We start from the raw sequence: 18,777 nt of genomic DNA, 5'->3' as shown, positions 1-18,777 counted from the left end.
CCTCCTTCTTATCATTTTTTAGTTGTATCCGACATTTCTTCTTTTAACTCATGCATAATTGACTTATGCTCATCATTCCCAATTATTGCTAACTTCTCAGCAATCTGTTTAGGAATTAAAACACCCATCTCAGCACAATTCTCTACAATAGACAGTCCTTCATTGGCAATGTAAAAGAATAACGTCACCATCACAATACCGCCGTTCGTACCAATAATTTGATCAATCATATTAGCTAAAATAACAATACAGAAAATCAATAGCTTCCTAGCATAACCAAAAAACGAAGCATGACTCCATAAATTCTTATTTTTTAGCGCCTTCGCAACGCCGGTTAAAATATCTAACCCCATCAATATCATCAAACAATATGAGCCCTCCTTTTACTTAAAATAAAAGCGCATATCAAAATTGACATGCGCAACAAGTTGATTAAATTTAAAGTGATTAAAACCAGGTTTAAAACGAGGAATCTCTATCCCCGCATATTGTAATATAGGCTCACCATTACGATAGACACGTACACCGTCATACGTAATAATATCGCCAGGATTTAATGTGATACCACGAATGTACATGACCGTTCCATTATTCAACGACCATTTAAAATAATCAGTACGTTCACCGATAATTATCGTTACAACAGAATACATATTGAATTGGTCTAATGCAACATTACCGTGATAGTATACCTCACCGTCATTGACATGCTTAAAAGTATACTTCGTGTATGATAGGTCATCAAAATTAATTTTCATGTCTTCTGACCACATGTCATTAAATTCTCGTTTTTCTAAATCATTACTCGTTCCAATTGATTCAGCAAACGGCAATTTAACCGTCTCAAATTCCAGTTCAACACGACCTGAAAATTTTGTCTGCGTCGGCTTTAACACGTTACTCAACTTCACCAAATACCGCTTGCCATCAACAAACTGCTCAAAATGTTCAGCATCACCCATTGAATCAGCGCGATCAGCTGCAACCGTATCATGAAAATGGTATTGATTTTTAACACGCTTACGCAACTCTCGAATATAAAAAGGCTCAGTATCTTGCACAATACTATAAAGCATCGTCCTTTGTTTAACATAATCTGAGTTATTCTCTGTAATGAAAATGCACGGAATACCAATCTTACGCTTATCAAACACAGAATCTACAAGGTATCGACCATGTAACCCGTCAATTTTGGCATATTTATCTTCATACTCCATACTTTCAACTACAAAATCCAACACATGAATGTCATAATCACTTAAAAAATAGGACGTCCCATCAAGTTTTGTAATCTGAACATCCACAAAACCACCTCCTTAAAATTCGAATGTCGCATCATTATCCGCATTTTTACCATTGACAATAGCAGTCATCGCATCATTATCCAGTTGCACCTCAACACGTACCACACGCTGATGCGGACGTGCGTCAAATTCATGTTTGTGCACAACATTAGACACAAGACGTGCATCCGTGCCAGACAAATCACCAACCATATCACCAACATCTAAGTTCGGATTAAACACATCCACCGCACGCTTTGCAGCATCGCCAACAGAATCGATAAATTGATCTGCACGCGCTGCAACACCAATAGTCGCACCGTCCATCATAAACTCACCGATTTGCCTAAACACACGAGATGGCGATTTCATATGAAGTAGCTTTTTCGCCTTATCAATTGCACCACCAACAGCACCACCGACAGCTTCAATCAATTTTCCTGCCGCATTTTTAACACCATCGACAAGCCCCTTAATTAAATTACTTCCCGCTTCTTTAAATTTTTCGACAAAATCATGAAGTTTGTTTCGCGCATCAGAAACAGCCTTTTCAACTTTTTCAACAATCTTATCTCGAAGTTTCGTAAAAATGCTATGCGCAAGTGATAAAAGACGATTCCAAATAAATGACACAATACTTACAAAACCATTAAAAATATTAGTAATTAAACTCACAATGCCTGATACAAGCTTAGAACCAATACTCTTAATCGTCTCCCAAGCACCTGACCAGTCACCTGTTATCAGCTGCATCACTAATTTAATGACACTCAAAATAACATCCATCGCAGTCGAAATCACCGTAGTAATTATCGGCCAAACCGCTTGAACGACCACTTGCACGGCTTCAAGCATGACCATAATATACGTACTAATCCAACCCCAAACCGTTAATGCAGTTTGTAAAATCAAATCATGGTTTTCATTCCACCACGCCACTAAAGTGCCAAAAATATTCATCACAAATTCCCACACAATATTTATTGCATCAGTGATAAGCGTCACAATATGATTCCAAACTTCCATCACTTTTGCTCTGAAAGTCTCGTTAGTATTAAACAGATAAACAAAAACAGCGACCAAAGCAACAATTGCAGCAACTACTATACCAATCGGCCCGGTCAATAGGGAGATGACGTCCATCATATCCATTACCGCAAGCACAATCCCTTCAACAGCAGGATAAAGTGACATGAAAGCACCAAACAAACTGATAAGGACACCAATAATTTGAGCAATCACAGGATGTGCTTCAAATAAATTGGATATAAACTGAACGATAGTATTAATAATCTGTAACACGACAGCGCCAATAGGAGCCATTGCTTCTCCAAACTTCAGCAACGCATTGATAATGTTAACAATTAAGGATGCAACAATAGGACCATTTGTTTTAATGTACTCCATAAAATCATTAAACGCCTTAGATTGACCTACTGTCTCACTCCAAGCTTTAAAACGCCCCGTCATTTCAGATAACGTTTTAAATAAGTCTTGTGAATTACCACTAAACGCCCTAAATAGATTGATAATAGCTAAAAACGTATCGCCAAATATCTTCCCAATCACAGGCAGATTCTTTTCAGTGTAAGCAATAAACCTTTGAATACCTTTTTCAGTAGACACCTTATTTGCCCATTTCTGGAACGCTTGCCCCATATTATTGAACCCTTCAGATACCCATTGAAACAAAGGCATAAATTGTGTAAATATGTTGACCAACCCGTCACCAAAACGGCCAACAGCACTCAATAAATTCGAAAAGATTTTAACACCTGTTGAGTCTATCTCTTTAAAAGCTTTTTTGGCAGTATCTGATTTTTGAATCCAGTTATTCATTGCTTCTGTATTCTTATCAACAACACTTGCAACACGGCTCAAAAATGGCTCTAGCTGCTGAACTGCTGACGATACTCCGTTAAGAGCATTGCGCATTGCACCAAAAATGTGTGTCGCATTTTGTCGAATAATACTTTGCCAAACCGATTTTAAATTTTTTAATGCTGATTGATAGCCGAATGTCGCTTCACTCGCTGCGATTGTCCCTTTTTCGAGCATTTTTGTAGCTGTCTTTGCCATTGCAGCAAAACCAACAAGCCCGATTCCAGCAACACCAAAAGCACCTGCCATACCTAATGCGCCGCCACCTACGACACCAAGTGCATTACCTACTGCCATAACAACCGGTATCGCACTTGCGATAACAGGAATAAGTGCCGAAAAAGAAGAAATCATCATCCCACGCACCACATATTGACCCACTGTTCCAAAAGTACGAATTGAATTTGCGAGCGCATCCATACGTTGATTAAAATTATTAGCTCTTTCATTCATCTTTTTTAAAGTTAACGCAAAGATAGTCGTTTTTTTATTATCGACATCTACAATAATCTTTGACTTAATACGATTTGGAATACTTCTTAAACGCGCTTTAAAAGCAAGCACTTTAGCAGTGGCCACTCCATTATCAATATTAAGTTTAATACTAATATTTGAAGCATCTAACTTTTTGAGTGCAGTTTTTACTTTTGCGATTTTCGAATTAAACAAACGATCTTTCAAATATAATGCCGCCTGAGCACGTTTATTATTAATAAAGTCAAGTGCTAACTTAGCTTTATTAACTTTTTCATTTACTTTATCCTTTGCATCAAGATGCGCCGTTGCTTTTTCGTGTTCGAGCGCTTCAAGTTTTGCATTTACTCTGTCGACCACTTCATTCAAACGGCTTGCGTCAGCATCTAGCGTGACATCATCAATCGCTTTTGATACTTTTTCAAAACGCTCAATCGTATTTAAAGCCGAATCAATCGCTTTTTTAAATCTTTCTGTGTGCGCTTCAAATATCGCCTTAACCTTATATACATCTTCTGCCATCTCTCCACCTCCTTACAGCATATTGTTAATGTCTGAAATCACAGAGAGTAACTTGTAATCATCTTCAGACACGTTTTCAACCTCTTGCGTGTATCCCCAATTTTCACCATTCCAAAGTTTGTAATAACATGCTTTGTAGTTCAAAATGTCATCTTCACTTTTAAAGTAATATTCTTCTTTCGGCTTATCTTTCGTCCCGACATTTTTGGTCGCATTCGCATATCGAATTAAAAAAGCCTGCTTCACACGCTCATACTCTCTTTTTAGTTCAATGAATTCTTGGGCAAAAACGCGGTAATGATATTCTGCTAATGTCATATCGTTAATTTCATCCAACCGCTTTATGCCCAATGTACTCATACACGTCACGACAATATAGTCATACGTTGCGACGATAGCATGTTGTTCTGAAACATCATCATCATGACTTAGTCTTTTTGGTGTTTTTTGATGAGGTCTTGGGTTAAAACATGCTTCCCCATTTCCTCGATAACAACTTTACCAAATGCTTCAAATGAGCCGTATGTTTCATGTGCATACACTAACGCACTTTCCAATTGTGCTTCTGTTTTTAAAGGATACGGCTGTCTTGATGTTGCTGCTTTCAACATTATTGCTAATCCAACGACATCGCCTTCTTCAAGTTTAGGCACTAAAAAACCTAAACCTGAGCCAAGTTTTACCTTTTTCACTTCAAAACCTAAATCACGGTCTAACGCCATTAACTCACCTAAACCAAAATGTAAAACAACCTCATTATTATCAACTAAAACAGATACCATATTGCTTTCACCTCATAAATTTAATAAAAAAGACGGGCATTAAACCCGTCTCGTTATTCATTTTCAACTTCTGCATTGCCAGTACTATTTGTCACTGCGTCTGCAGCAGTGGTATCGTGGAATCGATAACCTGCAGCCGTCAATTTCGCTTTCATCTCTTCAGGTAACGTCGCATAACCGTATTTTGTACCGCCACCCGATTCATTAAATTCCACTTCATACTCCACAATGCCACCGACTTCACCTTTTAAATCAAACTTCTTAAAGACACCTTGCATATACTCCGATTTATATTTATTCGCATTTGTCTCACGCCCAACGTTCTTACTATCCGCAAGCCAAATCTCATAAACCGTTTCACCTAATCCCTTCTCGATTTCTTCAGGTAGTGAATCTTCACGCGACATTAACACCGTTACACTAAATGTCGTCTTTTTCGTCCCGCCAGTCGTAAATGAGCCGTCAAACGTGTCAACAGTATCGCCATCGCTCTCAACACTCTTTTTGTACTCTTTACCGAGCATCAACTTCTTAGCAGCTTCAGCTTTTCCCTTTTCACGTAACAAAATTAAAAGGTCTTTACCTTTTACTAAATCAGCCATTCATAAACACTCCATTCTTAATAAATTTTATAATCTGCAGTTATCACCGTATGATTCAGTAATTGATTCGTTGTCGTATCAACAATAAAACGTGTATCGATATTGTCAGGCATCGCATCATAGCCGTCTAACTCAATCGGCGTTGACACGACACTTTCTGCAAAACTAACAGCATCATCATGCACACTTTCGTCGTCCGCAACACTCCACACGTGAATTAACAAGGTCGCTTCACTTGAAAAACGGTCAAACGCCAAAAACGACTTTTTCACATTCATCCGTTGCACAACAAAAAAAGGATACGGGAGGGTTTGTCCGATATCCTTTACATCAATCACTGGTACACCATACTTCAATAATTGCTTAAACACTTTGTTATATAGTTGTAATTGTGGTGATAACATCACATCACCTAACCTTTCAACAAGCGCATAAAATCATCACGCAACTGTTCACCCATCTGTTTACTCGTCGGACGCATAAACGGTTCAGCCTCCATGTAACGCGTACCGTATTCCACAAATCCCGAATAAGCTGCGTTTGAGATGAGCATAAAGGACAGCGAATCAAGCATGTCACTCTCTATTTCACGCGCTAAATTCCCCGTCCAATAGCCTTTCACCATGACAGCACGTGCATTTTCAACGGCGATTCCCGGCGCTTCTTTACAAGTTTCAGTCATAATCAAATTCACATCATCATCAATGTCAGACATGTTTTTAAGTACACGTTTTAAATCATCAACGCCCGTGATTTTCATCATTCACAACCTCCTCAACATAAAAGGTCGTTTGTCTCCTACTATCCACACGCTTTTTTATTGCATAGCACACCCCGTCTATTAAAGCATGTGTCGGTTTATAATCCACAACCGTATTCAAACGAATCACATTTATCGCCTTATAGACATCACCGAATAACAGTGATGTCCTTGATGGCGACAATGGGTTGATATTACAAACAAGCGTTTCATGTCTCACAGTCTCACGCTCATATTGATTGGTGTCAGGGTTGTACCGCTTTCGTCTTTTTGTCACCAACATGACACGATTTGAAAACCTCAAAAGAACAACACCTCACCGCAGCCATCATCAAAAAACTTATTAATGAAGCTGTCATATTGCTTGAAGTCGTCTTCTTCATACGACATTGAACGACCTTCAACACTTTCCGACACCATACCTTCAGAACCTACCTTGTTATAACGCTTCACCGCAACCTCAATCACAATAAAGTAAAGGGGTTGCGGAATAAACGCTTGTTCTTTCGGTAAACGTAATTTCAACTCGTCAACAACGTTGGTGACGATTTCATAAAGCAACTTGTCTTGTAAGTGATCATCAATGCCAATACGGTTTTTGACTTTATCCACAAAAGCCTTCATCTCAATCACCCACTAATTATTTTTTATGAGCGTCTTTACCGTCTTTTTTAGGCGCTACAGCAGTACCACCAAGTGTGTAGATGAATTTTTGTAACTCTTCCGGTACAAACGCACCAGTGTAAAGCAATTGTTCAACTGATTCGCCAAAGCGACCAGGAATGTTACTGTTTGTTTTCGTCTCGTTCACTTGAAGCGGTGACGCACACACTTGACCTGCAACCGCAATCGCCTCAACGCCCTGTAAGAACTTAGTCGGTACAACGACAACAACAAAGCCATCTAACTTACCTTGTACACCTTGACTTAACACTTGTTGCTTGTTATCCCCTTGTGGCAATTGAATGACAAGCTGTTTAATTTTAGTGTAGAAAGCAGGCGTTACGAATAATGTTCGGTTTGCAGGCGCAATATCGTCCGTCATCTTTTCAGTGACTGATAAAACCGCATCGTACTCACGATTCGCAGCAACCGCAATGTGTTCTTTCGCATTCTGAGCAATGTTTTTAAAGCGTAAGTTATCCAAATAAGGCGCGACCACTTCAGCCGATTGACGTGCAACCACATAGTTCACATCGATATTACCTTCAGTATCACGTTTATCAAGCTTATCGATAAAACGACCCCAATACTTCTCTTGGTCTAAGAAGTACGTGCGTTCAGTAATTTTCGGGCTGTCCATATGGTTCGCTTGCGTGCGGTCGTAGTCGCGTAATTCAGCCACATCACCTTTCATCACAGTGAATGAACGCCCCTCCATATAAATCGCATCATCCGTAATCAATGCAGGTGTCGCATACGACTTCGCATCTGTCACAGTTTTTACAATGCCAGTGTGTTTGTCCTTTAATTTCGTTTCACCCAGTGCCACTTTCGTTTGTGTTGCTGCTGCAGGTGTTGCAGTCCCGCCTGTACCCGTATCAGCAAAAAATTGTAAATTGAATTTCATCATCAAATCAACCTTTCTTAATTTAAAAATGTTTTCCACGCTTCATCAGTTTCAAGCTTCGGTGTCGTCACATGATTCCCAACAACATGGCTTTGTGTCGCTTTACTTTCTAACTGACGCTGTACTTCTTGATTCACCATCGAAACAAAGCTATCTACAGCTTCTTTTGTTGCTTCAGCTGTATCTTGAACGACCATATTCAATAAAGATTCAGGGGCTTGCATGCCTGCCTCACTAAACATCGCCATCGCTTCTTGACGCATCTTGTATGACTCAAGTTGTTGCTTATATGCATCACGTTCTTTTTCAGCCTTTTCAAGCTCGTATTGATGCTTTTGTTCGGCGTTCATCTTACGCAATTTATCAGCTTCTTTTTGCTTCTCAGCTAACTCATCTTGAATCTGTTGACGCATCTCTTTCGTACGTCGTTGCATCTCTGCATTCACACGATCATTCACTAACTTCAATTGCGCTTCAGTCAACTGTTCCGTATCTTTCGTTTCCTCAGTCGAATCGCTATTTTCTACAGTATTATCTGTTTCCGTATTTTCTTCAGTACCCGCATCATTAAAAAATTGTAACTTCAACTTGAACCATTGTTCTTTCATATTTTCGCACCTCATTTAAATCTACTCTTGCAAGTTTAATGTCATTGCATGGTTTGGACTACACTTGCATCTTTTAACGCCATAAGCATGGTTTGGGCATAAAAAATAGCCACTGCAGCACAGTAGCTTAAAATTGAGTATAAAAAGAGCACCAGGATGATTGATTTACTGTTTCATCCGGTGCTTATTCTAAAATTTCAATTGATTTAATTTCACTTTCATCGAAATCATATAACCCTATACCATCATCGAAGTGTATAGAATTCTCTCCACTGTTATTAGCTATTTCATCTTCAAAATTTGTAACTTTACCCACAAATTTTTTACCATTCATCAATTCTACAATTGCATTTTCTCCTACATATGTCCACAATTTCATTGTGCCTCATCCTTTCCGTTCGGTATAACATGGGTGCCTGTTTTTGAATAGTGTACAGTCCCTAATCTTGTTTCTATAAATCTACCGTCCATATAATCTTTTCCTATAACCCTGCCAAAATCAATGACTTCTTTGTTCTTCCATTCACCTGTGTCACTAGTGATTAAACGACCCTTACCAGCTTTTTGAATTATTAACGCATTGAGTTCATCATTGTCTAATATCGTAAAGCTTGGTATTGGAAGCCCTTTTTGTAAATTCTTTTTCTTATATGCTTCATACAATTGATGACCTAACTGGTGTCGGTTCTGTTTATCTACGTTTAATTCTTTTTTTATTTTACCATTTTCAAGAGCTTCCGTCATGTCTTCTTTAGCTAATTTTTGTAAAACTTCTTTGTACTCAACCCTGTACTTCCCTTGTCTATCTTTGAAAAACTTATCACGCCAGTTGCCTACATGTGGCACTGTCGTACTTCGACAATGGGGATGCATCGGCGGGGCATTGACACCAGGTACCATGTCTTTCACTTTAAAAACTTTTTTATCATAATGACGACAGATTTTAGACGTCTTTTCATCACGTTTCGCCACAAACTCATATTCGGCATCGTCGCCCATCGTTTCTAAATAGTGCATTTTCTGTGCTTCCGTTTGGACGCGTGCAGCTTCGGTAATCAATAGCCTTTTTGTATTAGCGACTGTCTGCTTCTGCTTCTTACGTATCTCCGGCACAAACTCATACGGATGACGCCCACGTAACATCACATGGCTTGCCATCCGCTCAACATCTTTTCTGAGTTCATCTTGATTATTCCAGAGTCGCTCAGACCAATTCAGCTTGCCAAAGTTAGAATACACAATCGCTTCAACATCTGACTGCTTTACATGCACATCCGCACCTAAAATACCTGCTTGATGTTTCAGTGTACGTGTCACGCTATCTTGTAAGTGATGATTCACCACTTTCTCTTGTTCCGCATAGGCTTTCGTCACAATCAAACCGAGCTCATGCTTTAACAACTGCTCACGATTCACATACATGGTCGTGTTATAACGCTTCAGCTCTTCATTCGCTTTTTCACTAAAGTCTTTATTTTCAACATAGGCTTTTGCTTGCATTTGAAACATTTCAACATCGAACGCATCCACAATCTTTTTCGCTTCTCGCCAGTCAATCCCTTCAGCTGTCGCAAGCTTCCCATAATAGGCCAACAAGTTTTTGTAGATATCCGCAAACATCATCGCCACAATGCGCTCAATTTCAGCAACCTTTGCAGCATCTTCTAATGTTTCAGACTGGATGAACATTTTTGCGCGCTCTAACCAGTAATCACTCAAGTTCGACATTGTTTATATCCGCTTTCTCTTGTTGCACAGGCATGGCGTCGTGGTAATGATGACTATCCGATGTCTCTTGCTCCTCCGCTTTCACTTTTTCAAGTTCTTCTTTAGGATTCTCAATATTCGGTAACCACGATAACAACGTTTCTTGACTCACGCGACCGCCAAGCTTAATAAAGATATCTGCATATTCTGCTAAGGATTGCGGGATGTTAGGCTTAAACTCAATACGCATATCCGTAAAATCGACATTATCATTCAAGTGATTCCGCACACTTTGAATAATCGCAAACCGACGTTTAAAGCCTTTCGTCAGTTGTCTTTCAATCGTCACGCGTAACTGTTCAAGTCCGAATAACTTATATTTCATTGCCTCACCCGACTGCACCCCACCGAAATGTTCATCGGATAAATCAGGCGTATTCGTAAACTTGTGGATGTCTTTTTGAATACGCTTCTTGTATGCTTCAACGCCAGCAACGTCATACTGCTTATAAATATAATCGACATTCGCATTACCGATACGGCCGGATGCATCAGGTTTTGTTTTTGCTAAAATAATACGGGACTTCCGCATCTTTTTAGCCTCTTCAATATCTAAGTCTAAATGCCCCTCAATTTTTAGCATCGCATCATTCAAGTCCGTCATATAGTTAGCCGTATCAGATTCCGCATAATCATACGCATCGATTAAATCGAGTACATTTTCAAACACACCCTGTCGGAACCGATTCGCATTATACTCATGAATCTGTAGCATATGATGCATATTCAGCTCTTGTGGCATATCTGCACGTTCTCTTAAACGGTTATTATCCACGTAAAAATAAGCACGATAATCAGCGGTATAGAAATCAATCAGCGTCACATCTTTACCGTTTATTTTTTCAGACCGATACCGTACTGCTGCAAGAGGTTCAACTTCAATGTCGTCACTGTAGATCACAAACACATTTTTTGGATCTAACCGCTTAAAGATGTCTTGATTGTCCGTATTACGATACACAATCTCATAAGCGCGTCCATAAATAATACAGTCTTCTAAAATCTCAACGTTAACAACATGTGCATCGTTAATGTCATTAATGTGTTGAATCTCATCAGCATATTGCTCATCGCGGAATGTGATTTCATTCCCACCGATATAACCGCGAATAAAGTCCGTACCATTCTTCACAAACGCGTGCGCAATACGATAATCCGCGTATGGTTCATCACGTCCCGGACGTTGATTGATTCCCTTATTATTCGTCAAATAATAATCGAGCAGCTCTTGTAATCGAGGACGTTGCTGATCTCGATGTAAATTAAAAAACGTTAACAATTTTTCACCATTTTTGGCTAACAAATCATCAACGTCTTTACACGTAAATATTAAATTACTGTCAGGTTTAAACCGCATTCTATCACCTAAATTCCTAATTGTTGAATTAAATCAATTTCATCTTCAACACTTCTTTGTTCGAATGTTTCTACAAACGTGAGTAACGCATAACGCATCGCATCCATCACGTCATCGTATTCTTTCATCGGTAAATCTTTTTTAGTGTCCCACGCATAGTTATAAATCTCTGAGGCAAATCGAGGACAAGCGTCGTATAAAATTCTAAGCTTATCATTTTTAAAGTAATGCGCCACTAACTCCACACCGCGCATAATCCGCTTATCTGCATATACCGCATTGATGCCCTCATCTTGAAACTTAGCTACGTGTTCCGGACGCGCTGAGTCGCAATAAAAAGGAATATCACCATACCGCGCTTTAATGTCATGCGCGATACGTACCCATTCTTCAATGAAAGCGTGCTGCTTTGCGTGCTCCTCAATTAAATAAAATCTATCATCATAGCCCATACCAAACACAACAATCACACCATAATGCTCATATCCCCAGTCAACACCACAAAAATATTGTTTCATCGGTATCTGTTTCAATTCATCTTGCGTCATCGTATTACTATTATTGTTTGGCTCATGTGGCAGCCATTCAGATGATGACGAAACTGAAGACACAAAAGTAACAGAGAGCGATAAAAAAGAAACCGAAAAAGAATCTGAAAAAGCTGAGAAAGTAGAAAAAGAGTCAGAAAAAGAAGAAAAAGAGTCGACTGAAACAGTAGCAGCAACACCACAGGACAATACCGTGTATGGAAAATTAACTGAGCCACACGACGCGGAAAAAAGCATGGTGGTGATAAACGGCACAACCTACCTTTTAGGAGATACTGACAACATACTTCAGGCAGAAAAGTCTTTTGGTAAATTTCCTGTAGATAGAAACATAGATAAAGAATTTTTGAATCAACATGCGCGTGATTATATGGCAGATGATGCAGAATTTGTTTCAAATATCAGTGATATTAAACAAAAATATCACTCAAAATCATTAAATAAAGACTACTATGTCAGTTATGTTCTAGGTGATAAAGGGCAAGTTCTAAGCGTTATTATATCGAGTTTAAAAGATTAACTATTCAGGGGTAGTACGCCTACCCTTTTTAAATGGAGGTTGAGGGATGGAAAGAGAATTATATGAAAAGTTACTTAAAAAAATAAAAGTTTTCGAAAATAATATAGTTAATATACCTGTTGTTGGCGAACAAACTAAACATAAGCTGTTTCACATTATTGATGATACAGAGAAATTTACACTTATAATTAATAAAGGTGGTCATAGAAACCCTCATAATTTAACTATAATATTAAATAGTAATAACTATAAAAGTAATATGATCAGATTTGATGTTAATGGAAGCGATCACGCTAACCCACCGAATTACGAAAGAATACCCACGCCACATATACATATTATTACTGATGAATATGATAATGGTGGTATAGCTATTCCATTAAAAGAAATTGAAAATATAAATTTAGTAGATGAGCTTATAGACTCATTGGAATTTTTTATGGATTACACTAATATAAAGCGTGATAATGTTATAATAGAACCAAGCTTATTGTAGAATGAAACGGAGGGATAAATAATGGAAACTATCGAACAAATGATGAATGATTATTTTAACTGGTTAAAACAAAGTTATAAATATAAAGAGTTAGATAGTACTACAGAAATTACCACGCCGTTTAGAAACCACTTAAATGATTTCATAAGAATATATGCTGATTTTTGTCCTGATGGCTCAATCATATTATCAGATGATGGTTTAACTTTAAACGAACTAAAGATGTCTAATGTAAACACAAATACTAAAGCTAGAAATAGAATAATACAAAGCATATTAAATCAATTTAATTTAAGTTTAAAAAACGAGGAAATTATCGCTCATGTTAAAAATGAGAGTTTCGCTCAATCTAAACACGATTTAATTCAAGGTATTCTAAAAATTTATGATCTTACCATAACCTCTAGAAATAATGTTTCATCCATGTTTTATGAAGATGTGTTTAACTTTCTATACGAAGAAGATATAGCAGGATCTGCTGAAGTGTCAGTAGCCGGTGAATCAGGTATAAAGTATTCTATCGATTACATTTTACCGGGAACGAAATCCCAATCAGAAAAACTCATTAACTTCGCAAATAATTTAGACTTCAATAAAGTTACCAACGATGTTTATATGTATAGAGATGTAAAAGATAATAGACCATCTAGGAATAATTTATTGCCAAGAATGTTTATTATAGCTAATGATATAGACCACACTATTAGTGATAAAGCTCTCCAGGCTGCAGAACATGAAAATCTTTCGATATTATATTGGTCAGATAAAGAAAAAATTATTTCAACTTTAAAATCTTAATATTTTAGGGGCTGGGACATAGACCTTCAGCTCCTTTAAGAAAAAGACGTCAAAATTCATTTTTTTAGAATTTGACGGCTTTTTTCTTATTAACGAACGAAAACGAGCACTTATTTTAGCTAGTTTTCGTATATTTACTGCCATGAGTGCGATGCCAAGTTCACACTCAACCTTTGATTTTGTGCGAACCGATAATCTTTGGAAACCCAAATTAGCCTTCAGATTTCCAAAAGTTGATTCAACATCTATCTTTCTCTTTTGATAAATGTGTTTCGTCTTTGGATCTGAAAGCTGTTGATTTGTGAAGGCTTTAAAATAGTCCCAAGTTAAATTTCTAAATAAGCGTTTATTTGTGTTGGGGTTCGTACTTTGCTTCATACATTGACTTCGTAATGGACAGCCCACACACTCTTCACATGCATATAATTTAAAATCTCTTTGAATACCGTATCCATCTCTTTTCTTTCTGTAACTTTGGAAATGTAATTCCTTTTTGTTAGGACATATATAGTAATCATCTATCTCACGGTATTCCCAGTTAGCAGTAATCAATGGATTGTTTTTATATTTGCGCTGCTTCTCTTTGAGATACATACTATAAGTGATTAAAGGTGTTTTCTCAAATTCATCGAGTATCATGGTATAGTTGTATTCACTTCCGTAACCCGCATCTGCCACAATATACTCTGGAATGTCACCATATAAATTGTGGATGGATTTTAAAAATGGTTCGAGCGTTCTTGTATCACCTGGATAACTGTAAACACCAAAAGCTAAAACGAATTGATTATGGGTTGCGATTTGTAGGTTATAACCCGGTTTCAATTGGCCGTTTCTCATATGATCATCTTTCATTCTCATGAAGGTCGCATCGTGGTCGGTCTTTGAATAACTTTTTCTGTCACCATAAATTTCCATTTGCTTGTCATATTTGATTTTACGGTCTTTAAAATCTTGGATGGCTTTCTTACTTTGTCTCACCTTACTTCTTTCTTTTCTAAGGGTTTTTCTTGTCTCTACATCTTGAGTCGTTTCAATTTCAGACGTGAGCGCATCATTTTTATGACCTAAATGCGTCTCTATTTGATTCAGTTCTTCACTTGTTAATTCATGCCCAGATTCACGTTTGATTTCAGGAATAATCTCTTCAGAAACGAGTTGCTCATATAAAGCCGTTGATTTTTCAATGACAGACTGACTAAAACGCTTCGTATTAGCCAGCCACTGGAATGTGTACTTATTCGCATTTGCTTCTATTTTTGTGCCATCAATATAAATGACATCCTCTGTTATGAGTTTATCTTCTAATAACTGTGCTCTTAAACCGACAAATAAAATATGTAGAAATTCCATCATATGGGGGTTCACTCTAAAGCGATTGATGGTTCTATAAGTTGGCGTTTGACCTTGCGCAAGCCACATCATTCGGCAACTATCTTTTAACAGATGCTCGATTCTTCGTCCTGAAAAAACAGAATGGGCATAACTATAAAGTATGATTTTTAACATCATTTTTGGATGGTATGATGAAGGACCTCTTTGGCTATAATATGGATTAAACGCTTCTTGGGGGATAGATTCTACAAGTTTGTTAATAATAAATACAATATCATTTTCTGGAAAAGACATCTCAGTTTCTATTGGAAGTGTAAGTTGAAACATGTTATAATTTTTATACATATAAAGCACCCCTGTCTATTATTTTTGTCGTTATTAATAATTATACAGGAAGTGCTTTATTTTTTTAAATAATATCTAAAAAAGCTCTGATTAAATGTTTTTTTACATCTAATCAGAGCTTTTTTAGCGAAGAGGGCAGGAATTACGTCCCAGCCCCTTATTCCTACGATTTGTCAAGGGTTCAATAAGTGAAATTGACATTACTGAACTAGACCGTCCAATTTTTACTTTTTTGAATAAGGTGTTATGATGTATATGATTATGTGGTTTCGTTAGTGTGGTGCTTTCTGATAATCATATAATTTATCATTGACTATCAAGTAGTGAATGGTCTTTAATAAGCGATTGATACTCGCTATTACGGCAGTCTTGTGGGGTTTCCCATGAGGCTGCTCTCTTAATTTATAATAATAATCCACAATATGGCTTTGATAATGATTTCTTCCCCTAAGAATGTTCATAGTGATTAAATACAATAAACGCCTTGCTTTTTTATTTCCTCTTTTATTAATCGTATCTCGACTCTTTGAAGTTCCTGATTGGTAACGTTTAATATCAATGCCTACAAATGCATTCAGTTGTTTATTTGTTTTGAATTCTCTAATATCTCCAAGTTCCCCAATAAGCAATGTAGCTGTGAGTTCTCCGATGCCAGGAATTGAAATAATATTTTCAAACTCAGTTGTATTTTTAGCTAAATCAATCATTTCCTGATTAAATGCTTTCATTTCTTCTATCCCAATAAGCAGTTTGTCGCATAAGTATTGGACTTTTTGTAGGAGGAAAGAAGACTTGCGCACATTCGGAAAACTATTATTCTTTATTTCAATTAATTTTTTGGCATACTTGTGCGCTTTTTTAATTGAAATGCCTTTATCAGTTGAATGAAGTACTTTTTCCACCAATTCATCATGAGTCAAAATACTTACATAATCAGGATGAGGAAATGCTTTAGCTATATTTAATGCGATTTTTGAATATCTGTTAGTAAATAACTTTTCTAACCCTGGAAATGTTTGATGTAGTGTTTCGACTAACTCAACTTTGAGACAATTTTGGTTGATCTCCATTTCTAAGTGAAAGCGCGCACGTTCTCTCAGTTCAAAGTAGATCTCTTCAGGATGACGTTGTACCTTTGAATCTTTCATTCTAAAGGCAAGAAGTGCGAGTTTATGTGCGTCTGACTTATCTGTTTTCCATGATCTTAACGAATTTGTTTTAAACTTGGCTTCTAGGGGGTTCATTTCTAAGTAATTTATTTTGTGAATTTCACAAAAGTGTTTCATACCTCTTGAATAAACACCTGTTGATTCAAAGAGGATAAACAGGGAATCAAGATGCTTGATATAATTTTTAAGATAACGATAGCCATTTTGATTATTTTGAATGACCAATTCTTTAACGAAAACTTCATCCTTATAATGTGCGACCACACTTTCTGACTTACTGATATCAATACCTAAACAGTTAATAAAAATCATACCTTTCTCTATTGAATTGAGAAGATTTTAACTTTACTTAGCCTTTTTCATTTCATTTTCCTATACACGGTTTCTAAAACCCAACATACTTCAATCGAATTTCAAAAGGAGAGTAAAGCTGATCAGTTTACATTACGGATTCAAAGATCCAAGGGACTGCGCGATCTACTTCTCTCTACAACTAATCGAGTAGGAGAATAGCCATTAACTGACTATTCGTCCTCTCACACCACCGAGCATACGGTTCCGTACTCGGCGGTTCAATACCTTGCGTAAGCCAACTCTGCAAGCTGGGCTAATGGTATCAGTCCCCACTTGTAGAGTTGTTTTGTTGTAAGTGCACGATGAACCTCATGCGTATTCGATAATCGCCAGTACTTTTTGCGAGACTGTGCGATTTTCATTGCACTTCTATGGTCAAGACCATATTGGCGTAACATCTTATATTTAGTTCTTACTCTTTTCCACCGTTTAAGAATGAGTTGTCTAAGTCGGCGGTTTAGCCAAGATTGCGTAGTTTCAATAAATCCTTTGATAAAACCTCTGCCAAAGTAATTTATCCAACCTCGTGTTACTTGGTTGATTTCAGTGATAATCTCTTTAAAGGTACCGGGTCTATTTCGTTTCGTTATTTTCCTTAAGGCGCGTATTAAATTTCTTTTTGCTTCCGTAGTCGGTCTGAAACGATAAACCCCATTGACCTTGGTTATTAGACAACTCAAAAACTTTAAACGTGTAACTGCTCCGACTCTACTTTTCTCTTCATTGACAACCAACTTCAGTTGCTTTTCAATAAATTTCGTTACACTCGTCATTACGCGTTCGCCTGCACGTTTTGTGCGTACAAAGATAACAAAATCATCGGCATATCGTACAAAACGGTGTCCACGCTTTTCGAGTTCTTTATCCAGTTCATGTAGATAGATATTACATAGTAAGGGAGAGATAACGCCCCCTTGTGGCGCACCTATCTTTCTTTCTGCGACTTCGCCAGATAGGTCAATAGCACCCACTTGTAAACTTCTACGGATAAATTTAGAAATTGACTTATCTTGAACGTGGCGTTCGAACAAATACATGAGCTTATCATGATTCAACATGTCAAAGCACTGTTTCAAATCACAATCCACAGCTATTTTATAGCCTTCTTCGTAATAGGCAGCACATTGCTTAAGTGCTGTTCCTGTGCTACGATGAGGTCTGAAACCATGGCTATGATTTGAAAATGTTCGGTCGATGCCGGGTTCAATCACTTGTCTAATCGCTTGTTGTATCACTCTGTCTCTAGCGACAGGAATACCAAGCACACGCATTTTCCCGTTTGGTTTGGGAATTTGAACTTTTCGAACTGCTTGAGGTTGATAAGTACCATCAAGCAGTTTCTTTTTTATCTGCGAAAAGTATTGCGCAAAGTGGGCATGGAGTTCACTGACTTTCATGCCGTCAATTCCAGGAGCACCTTTGTTTTTCTTTACCTTCTTGATAGCTTTTTCTATGTTGTCAGGTCTTACAACAAGCTCCATCAGAGATGAAGACTTACGATACATTTCTTTCATTTCACCTAAGATTTACTGTACACACTTATGTATTCTTTTTCGTTCCACTACTTATCCTTCCATAAGTTGCCGGTTAAGACCGTATTCTGTAC

Annotated in this window: 22 protein-coding genes; 3 read left to right on the top strand and 19 right to left on the bottom strand. The window is 37.5% G+C overall.

All coding sequences use genetic code 11. The features are described 5' to 3' along the window. Positions 1-11: 11 nt before the first annotated feature. The 16 genes from GZH82_RS05870 to GZH82_RS05795 all read right to left on the bottom strand — a co-directional run bounded on the left by GZH82_RS05870 (position 12) and on the right by GZH82_RS05795 (position 12,154). The gene (locus GZH82_RS05870) at positions 12-362 is read right to left on the bottom strand and encodes a phage holin family protein (protein ID WP_162683013.1); all 351 of its coding nucleotides are present in this window, start codon (positions 360-362) and stop codon (positions 12-14) included. Between the two features lie 21 nt (positions 363-383). Continuing rightward, positions 384-1,304 carry a phage tail domain-containing protein gene (locus GZH82_RS05865; protein WP_203232857.1) on the bottom strand — a complete coding sequence of 307 codons (921 nt, stop codon included), beginning with the start codon at positions 1,302-1,304 and terminating at the stop codon, positions 384-386. A 12-nt stretch (positions 1,305-1,316) separates the two neighbouring features. Beyond that, positions 1,317-4,160: a phage tail protein gene (locus tag GZH82_RS05860; protein ID WP_162681687.1), complete on the bottom strand. Its 2,844-nt coding sequence runs from the start codon at positions 4,158-4,160 to the stop codon at positions 1,317-1,319. Positions 4,161-4,172: 12 nt separating this feature from the next. Beyond that, entirely contained in the window at positions 4,173-4,520 is a 348-nt protein-coding gene (locus GZH82_RS05855) for a hypothetical protein (RefSeq protein WP_162681686.1), read from the bottom strand. A 68-nt stretch (positions 4,521-4,588) separates the two neighbouring features. Continuing rightward, complete coding sequence (locus GZH82_RS05850; protein ID WP_162681685.1) at positions 4,589-4,942, bottom strand: tail assembly chaperone; 354 nt, start codon at positions 4,940-4,942, stop codon at positions 4,589-4,591. 53 nt (positions 4,943-4,995) lie between these two features. Further along, the gene (locus tag GZH82_RS05845; RefSeq protein WP_162681684.1) at positions 4,996-5,544 is read right to left on the bottom strand and encodes a phage tail tube protein; all 549 of its coding nucleotides are present in this window, start codon (positions 5,542-5,544) and stop codon (positions 4,996-4,998) included. Between the two features lie 17 nt (positions 5,545-5,561). Beyond that, positions 5,562-5,948: a hypothetical protein gene (locus tag GZH82_RS05840; RefSeq protein WP_203232813.1), complete on the bottom strand. Its 387-nt coding sequence runs from the start codon at positions 5,946-5,948 to the stop codon at positions 5,562-5,564. Between the two features lie 8 nt (positions 5,949-5,956). Continuing rightward, positions 5,957-6,307, bottom strand: coding sequence for an HK97-gp10 family putative phage morphogenesis protein (locus GZH82_RS05835; protein ID WP_343236260.1), 351 nt, complete (start codon positions 6,305-6,307; stop codon positions 5,957-5,959). After that, positions 6,285-6,581, bottom strand: a complete 297-nt coding sequence (locus GZH82_RS05830) for a hypothetical protein (RefSeq protein WP_162681682.1) — start codon at positions 6,579-6,581, stop codon at positions 6,285-6,287. Before GZH82_RS05830 ends, GZH82_RS05835 begins: the two co-directional genes overlap by 23 nt. Before the next feature lie 23 nt (positions 6,582-6,604). Continuing rightward, positions 6,605-6,928, bottom strand: coding sequence for a phage head-tail connector protein (locus GZH82_RS05825; protein WP_162681681.1), 324 nt, complete (start codon positions 6,926-6,928; stop codon positions 6,605-6,607). Between the two features lie 16 nt (positions 6,929-6,944). Then, complete coding sequence (locus GZH82_RS14250) at positions 6,945-7,877, bottom strand: sugar-binding protein (RefSeq protein WP_238989579.1); 933 nt, start codon at positions 7,875-7,877, stop codon at positions 6,945-6,947. A gap of 14 nt (positions 7,878-7,891) precedes the next feature. Beyond that, the gene (locus GZH82_RS05815) at positions 7,892-8,482 is read right to left on the bottom strand and encodes a DUF4355 domain-containing protein (protein ID WP_162681680.1); all 591 of its coding nucleotides are present in this window, start codon (positions 8,480-8,482) and stop codon (positions 7,892-7,894) included. A gap of 184 nt (positions 8,483-8,666) precedes the next feature. Further along, a complete protein-coding gene (locus GZH82_RS05810) occupies positions 8,667-8,861 on the bottom strand; it encodes an LSM domain protein (protein ID WP_162681679.1) in 195 nt (64 codons plus the stop codon). After that, entirely contained in the window at positions 8,858-10,210 is a 1,353-nt protein-coding gene (locus tag GZH82_RS05805) for a minor capsid protein (protein ID WP_162681678.1), read from the bottom strand. The genes GZH82_RS05810 and GZH82_RS05805 overlap by 4 nt, the downstream gene beginning before the upstream one ends. Continuing rightward, on the bottom strand, positions 10,194-11,606 hold the full coding sequence (locus tag GZH82_RS05800) for a phage portal protein (RefSeq protein WP_203232856.1): 1,413 nt from the start codon (positions 11,604-11,606) through the stop codon (positions 10,194-10,196). The genes GZH82_RS05805 and GZH82_RS05800 overlap by 17 nt, the downstream gene beginning before the upstream one ends. 8 nt (positions 11,607-11,614) lie before the next feature. Continuing rightward, a complete protein-coding gene (locus GZH82_RS05795; protein WP_238989662.1) occupies positions 11,615-12,154 on the bottom strand; it encodes a phage terminase large subunit family protein in 540 nt (179 codons plus the stop codon). Between the two features lie 13 nt (positions 12,155-12,167). Between GZH82_RS05795 and GZH82_RS14245 the strand changes: the two genes are divergently transcribed. The 3 genes from GZH82_RS14245 to GZH82_RS05780 are packed head-to-tail and all read left to right on the top strand — an operon-like array spanning position 12,168 to position 13,968. Next, on the top strand, positions 12,168-12,674 hold the full coding sequence (locus tag GZH82_RS14245; RefSeq protein WP_238989660.1) for a hypothetical protein: 507 nt from the start codon (positions 12,168-12,170) through the stop codon (positions 12,672-12,674). A gap of 46 nt (positions 12,675-12,720) precedes the next feature. Then, positions 12,721-13,170, top strand: a complete 450-nt coding sequence (locus GZH82_RS14605; protein WP_414715339.1) for a DUF6978 family protein — start codon at positions 12,721-12,723, stop codon at positions 13,168-13,170. A 21-nt stretch (positions 13,171-13,191) separates the two neighbouring features. Next, entirely contained in the window at positions 13,192-13,968 is a 777-nt protein-coding gene (locus GZH82_RS05780) for a DUF1828 domain-containing protein (protein WP_162681675.1), read from the top strand. Here the strand turns inward: GZH82_RS05780 and GZH82_RS05775 are convergent. The 3 genes from GZH82_RS05775 to ltrA all read right to left on the bottom strand — a co-directional run bounded on the left by GZH82_RS05775 (position 13,957) and on the right by ltrA (position 18,676). Continuing rightward, entirely contained in the window at positions 13,957-15,648 is a 1,692-nt protein-coding gene (locus GZH82_RS05775; RefSeq protein ID WP_162681674.1) for an IS1182 family transposase, read from the bottom strand. The genes GZH82_RS05780 and GZH82_RS05775 overlap by 12 nt on opposite strands. A 272-nt stretch (positions 15,649-15,920) precedes the next feature. Then, positions 15,921-17,120: an IS110 family RNA-guided transposase gene (locus GZH82_RS05770; RefSeq protein ID WP_343236286.1), complete on the bottom strand. Its 1,200-nt coding sequence runs from the start codon at positions 17,118-17,120 to the stop codon at positions 15,921-15,923. A gap of 269 nt (positions 17,121-17,389) precedes the next feature. After that, on the bottom strand, positions 17,390-18,676 hold the full coding sequence (gene ltrA / locus GZH82_RS05765; protein WP_162683010.1) for a group II intron reverse transcriptase/maturase: 1,287 nt from the start codon (positions 18,674-18,676) through the stop codon (positions 17,390-17,392). Between the last annotated feature and the right edge of the window lie 101 nt (positions 18,677-18,777).

The organism is Staphylococcus sp. MI 10-1553, assembly GCF_010365305.1.
In the GTDB taxonomy this organism is placed as follows: domain Bacteria; phylum Bacillota; class Bacilli; order Staphylococcales; family Staphylococcaceae; genus Staphylococcus.
The sequence above is the reverse complement of the archived record's forward strand: the minus strand, read 5'-3'. Positions and strand labels throughout refer to the sequence as shown.

What these genes read in the sequence shown, in the direction of transcription:
- GZH82_RS05870 (WP_162683013.1), bottom strand. Translation starts at nt 362, where the DNA reads ATGATATTGATGGGGTTAGATATTTTAACCGGCGTTGCGAAGGCGCTA.
- GZH82_RS05860 (WP_162681687.1), bottom strand. Translation starts at nt 4,160, where the DNA reads ATGGCAGAAGATGTATATAAGGTTAAGGCGATATTTGAAGCGCACACA.
- GZH82_RS05855 (WP_162681686.1), bottom strand. Translation starts at nt 4,520, where the DNA reads ATGAGTACATTGGGCATAAAGCGGTTGGATGAAATTAACGATATGACA.
- GZH82_RS05850 (WP_162681685.1), bottom strand. Translation starts at nt 4,942, where the DNA reads ATGGTATCTGTTTTAGTTGATAATAATGAGGTTGTTTTACATTTTGGT.
- GZH82_RS05845 (WP_162681684.1), bottom strand. Translation starts at nt 5,544, where the DNA reads ATGGCTGATTTAGTAAAAGGTAAAGACCTTTTAATTTTGTTACGTGAA.
- GZH82_RS05840 (WP_203232813.1), bottom strand. Translation starts at nt 5,948, where the DNA reads ATGTTATCACCACAATTACAACTATATAACAAAGTGTTTAAGCAATTA.
- GZH82_RS05835 (WP_343236260.1), bottom strand. Translation starts at nt 6,307, where the DNA reads ATGATGAAAATCACGGGCGTTGATGATTTAAAACGTGTACTTAAAAAC.
- GZH82_RS05825 (WP_162681681.1), bottom strand. Translation starts at nt 6,928, where the DNA reads ATGAAGGCTTTTGTGGATAAAGTCAAAAACCGTATTGGCATTGATGAT.
- GZH82_RS14250 (WP_238989579.1), bottom strand. Translation starts at nt 7,877, where the DNA reads ATGATGAAATTCAATTTACAATTTTTTGCTGATACGGGTACAGGCGGG.
- GZH82_RS05815 (WP_162681680.1), bottom strand. Translation starts at nt 8,482, where the DNA reads ATGAAAGAACAATGGTTCAAGTTGAAGTTACAATTTTTTAATGATGCG.
- GZH82_RS05810 (WP_162681679.1), bottom strand. Translation starts at nt 8,861, where the DNA reads ATGAAATTGTGGACATATGTAGGAGAAAATGCAATTGTAGAATTGATG.
- GZH82_RS05805 (WP_162681678.1), bottom strand. Translation starts at nt 10,210, where the DNA reads ATGTCGAACTTGAGTGATTACTGGTTAGAGCGCGCAAAAATGTTCATC.
- GZH82_RS05800 (WP_203232856.1), bottom strand. Translation starts at nt 11,606, where the DNA reads ATGCGGTTTAAACCTGACAGTAATTTAATATTTACGTGTAAAGACGTT.
- GZH82_RS05795 (WP_238989662.1), bottom strand. Translation starts at nt 12,154, where the DNA reads ATGACGCAAGATGAATTGAAACAGATACCGATGAAACAATATTTTTGT.
- GZH82_RS14605 (WP_414715339.1), top strand. Translation starts at nt 12,721, where the DNA reads ATGGAAAGAGAATTATATGAAAAGTTACTTAAAAAAATAAAAGTTTTC.
- GZH82_RS05780 (WP_162681675.1), top strand. Translation starts at nt 13,192, where the DNA reads ATGGAAACTATCGAACAAATGATGAATGATTATTTTAACTGGTTAAAA.
- GZH82_RS05775 (WP_162681674.1), bottom strand. Translation starts at nt 15,648, where the DNA reads ATGTATAAAAATTATAACATGTTTCAACTTACACTTCCAATAGAAACT.
- ltrA (WP_162683010.1), bottom strand. Translation starts at nt 18,676, where the DNA reads ATGTATCGTAAGTCTTCATCTCTGATGGAGCTTGTTGTAAGACCTGAC.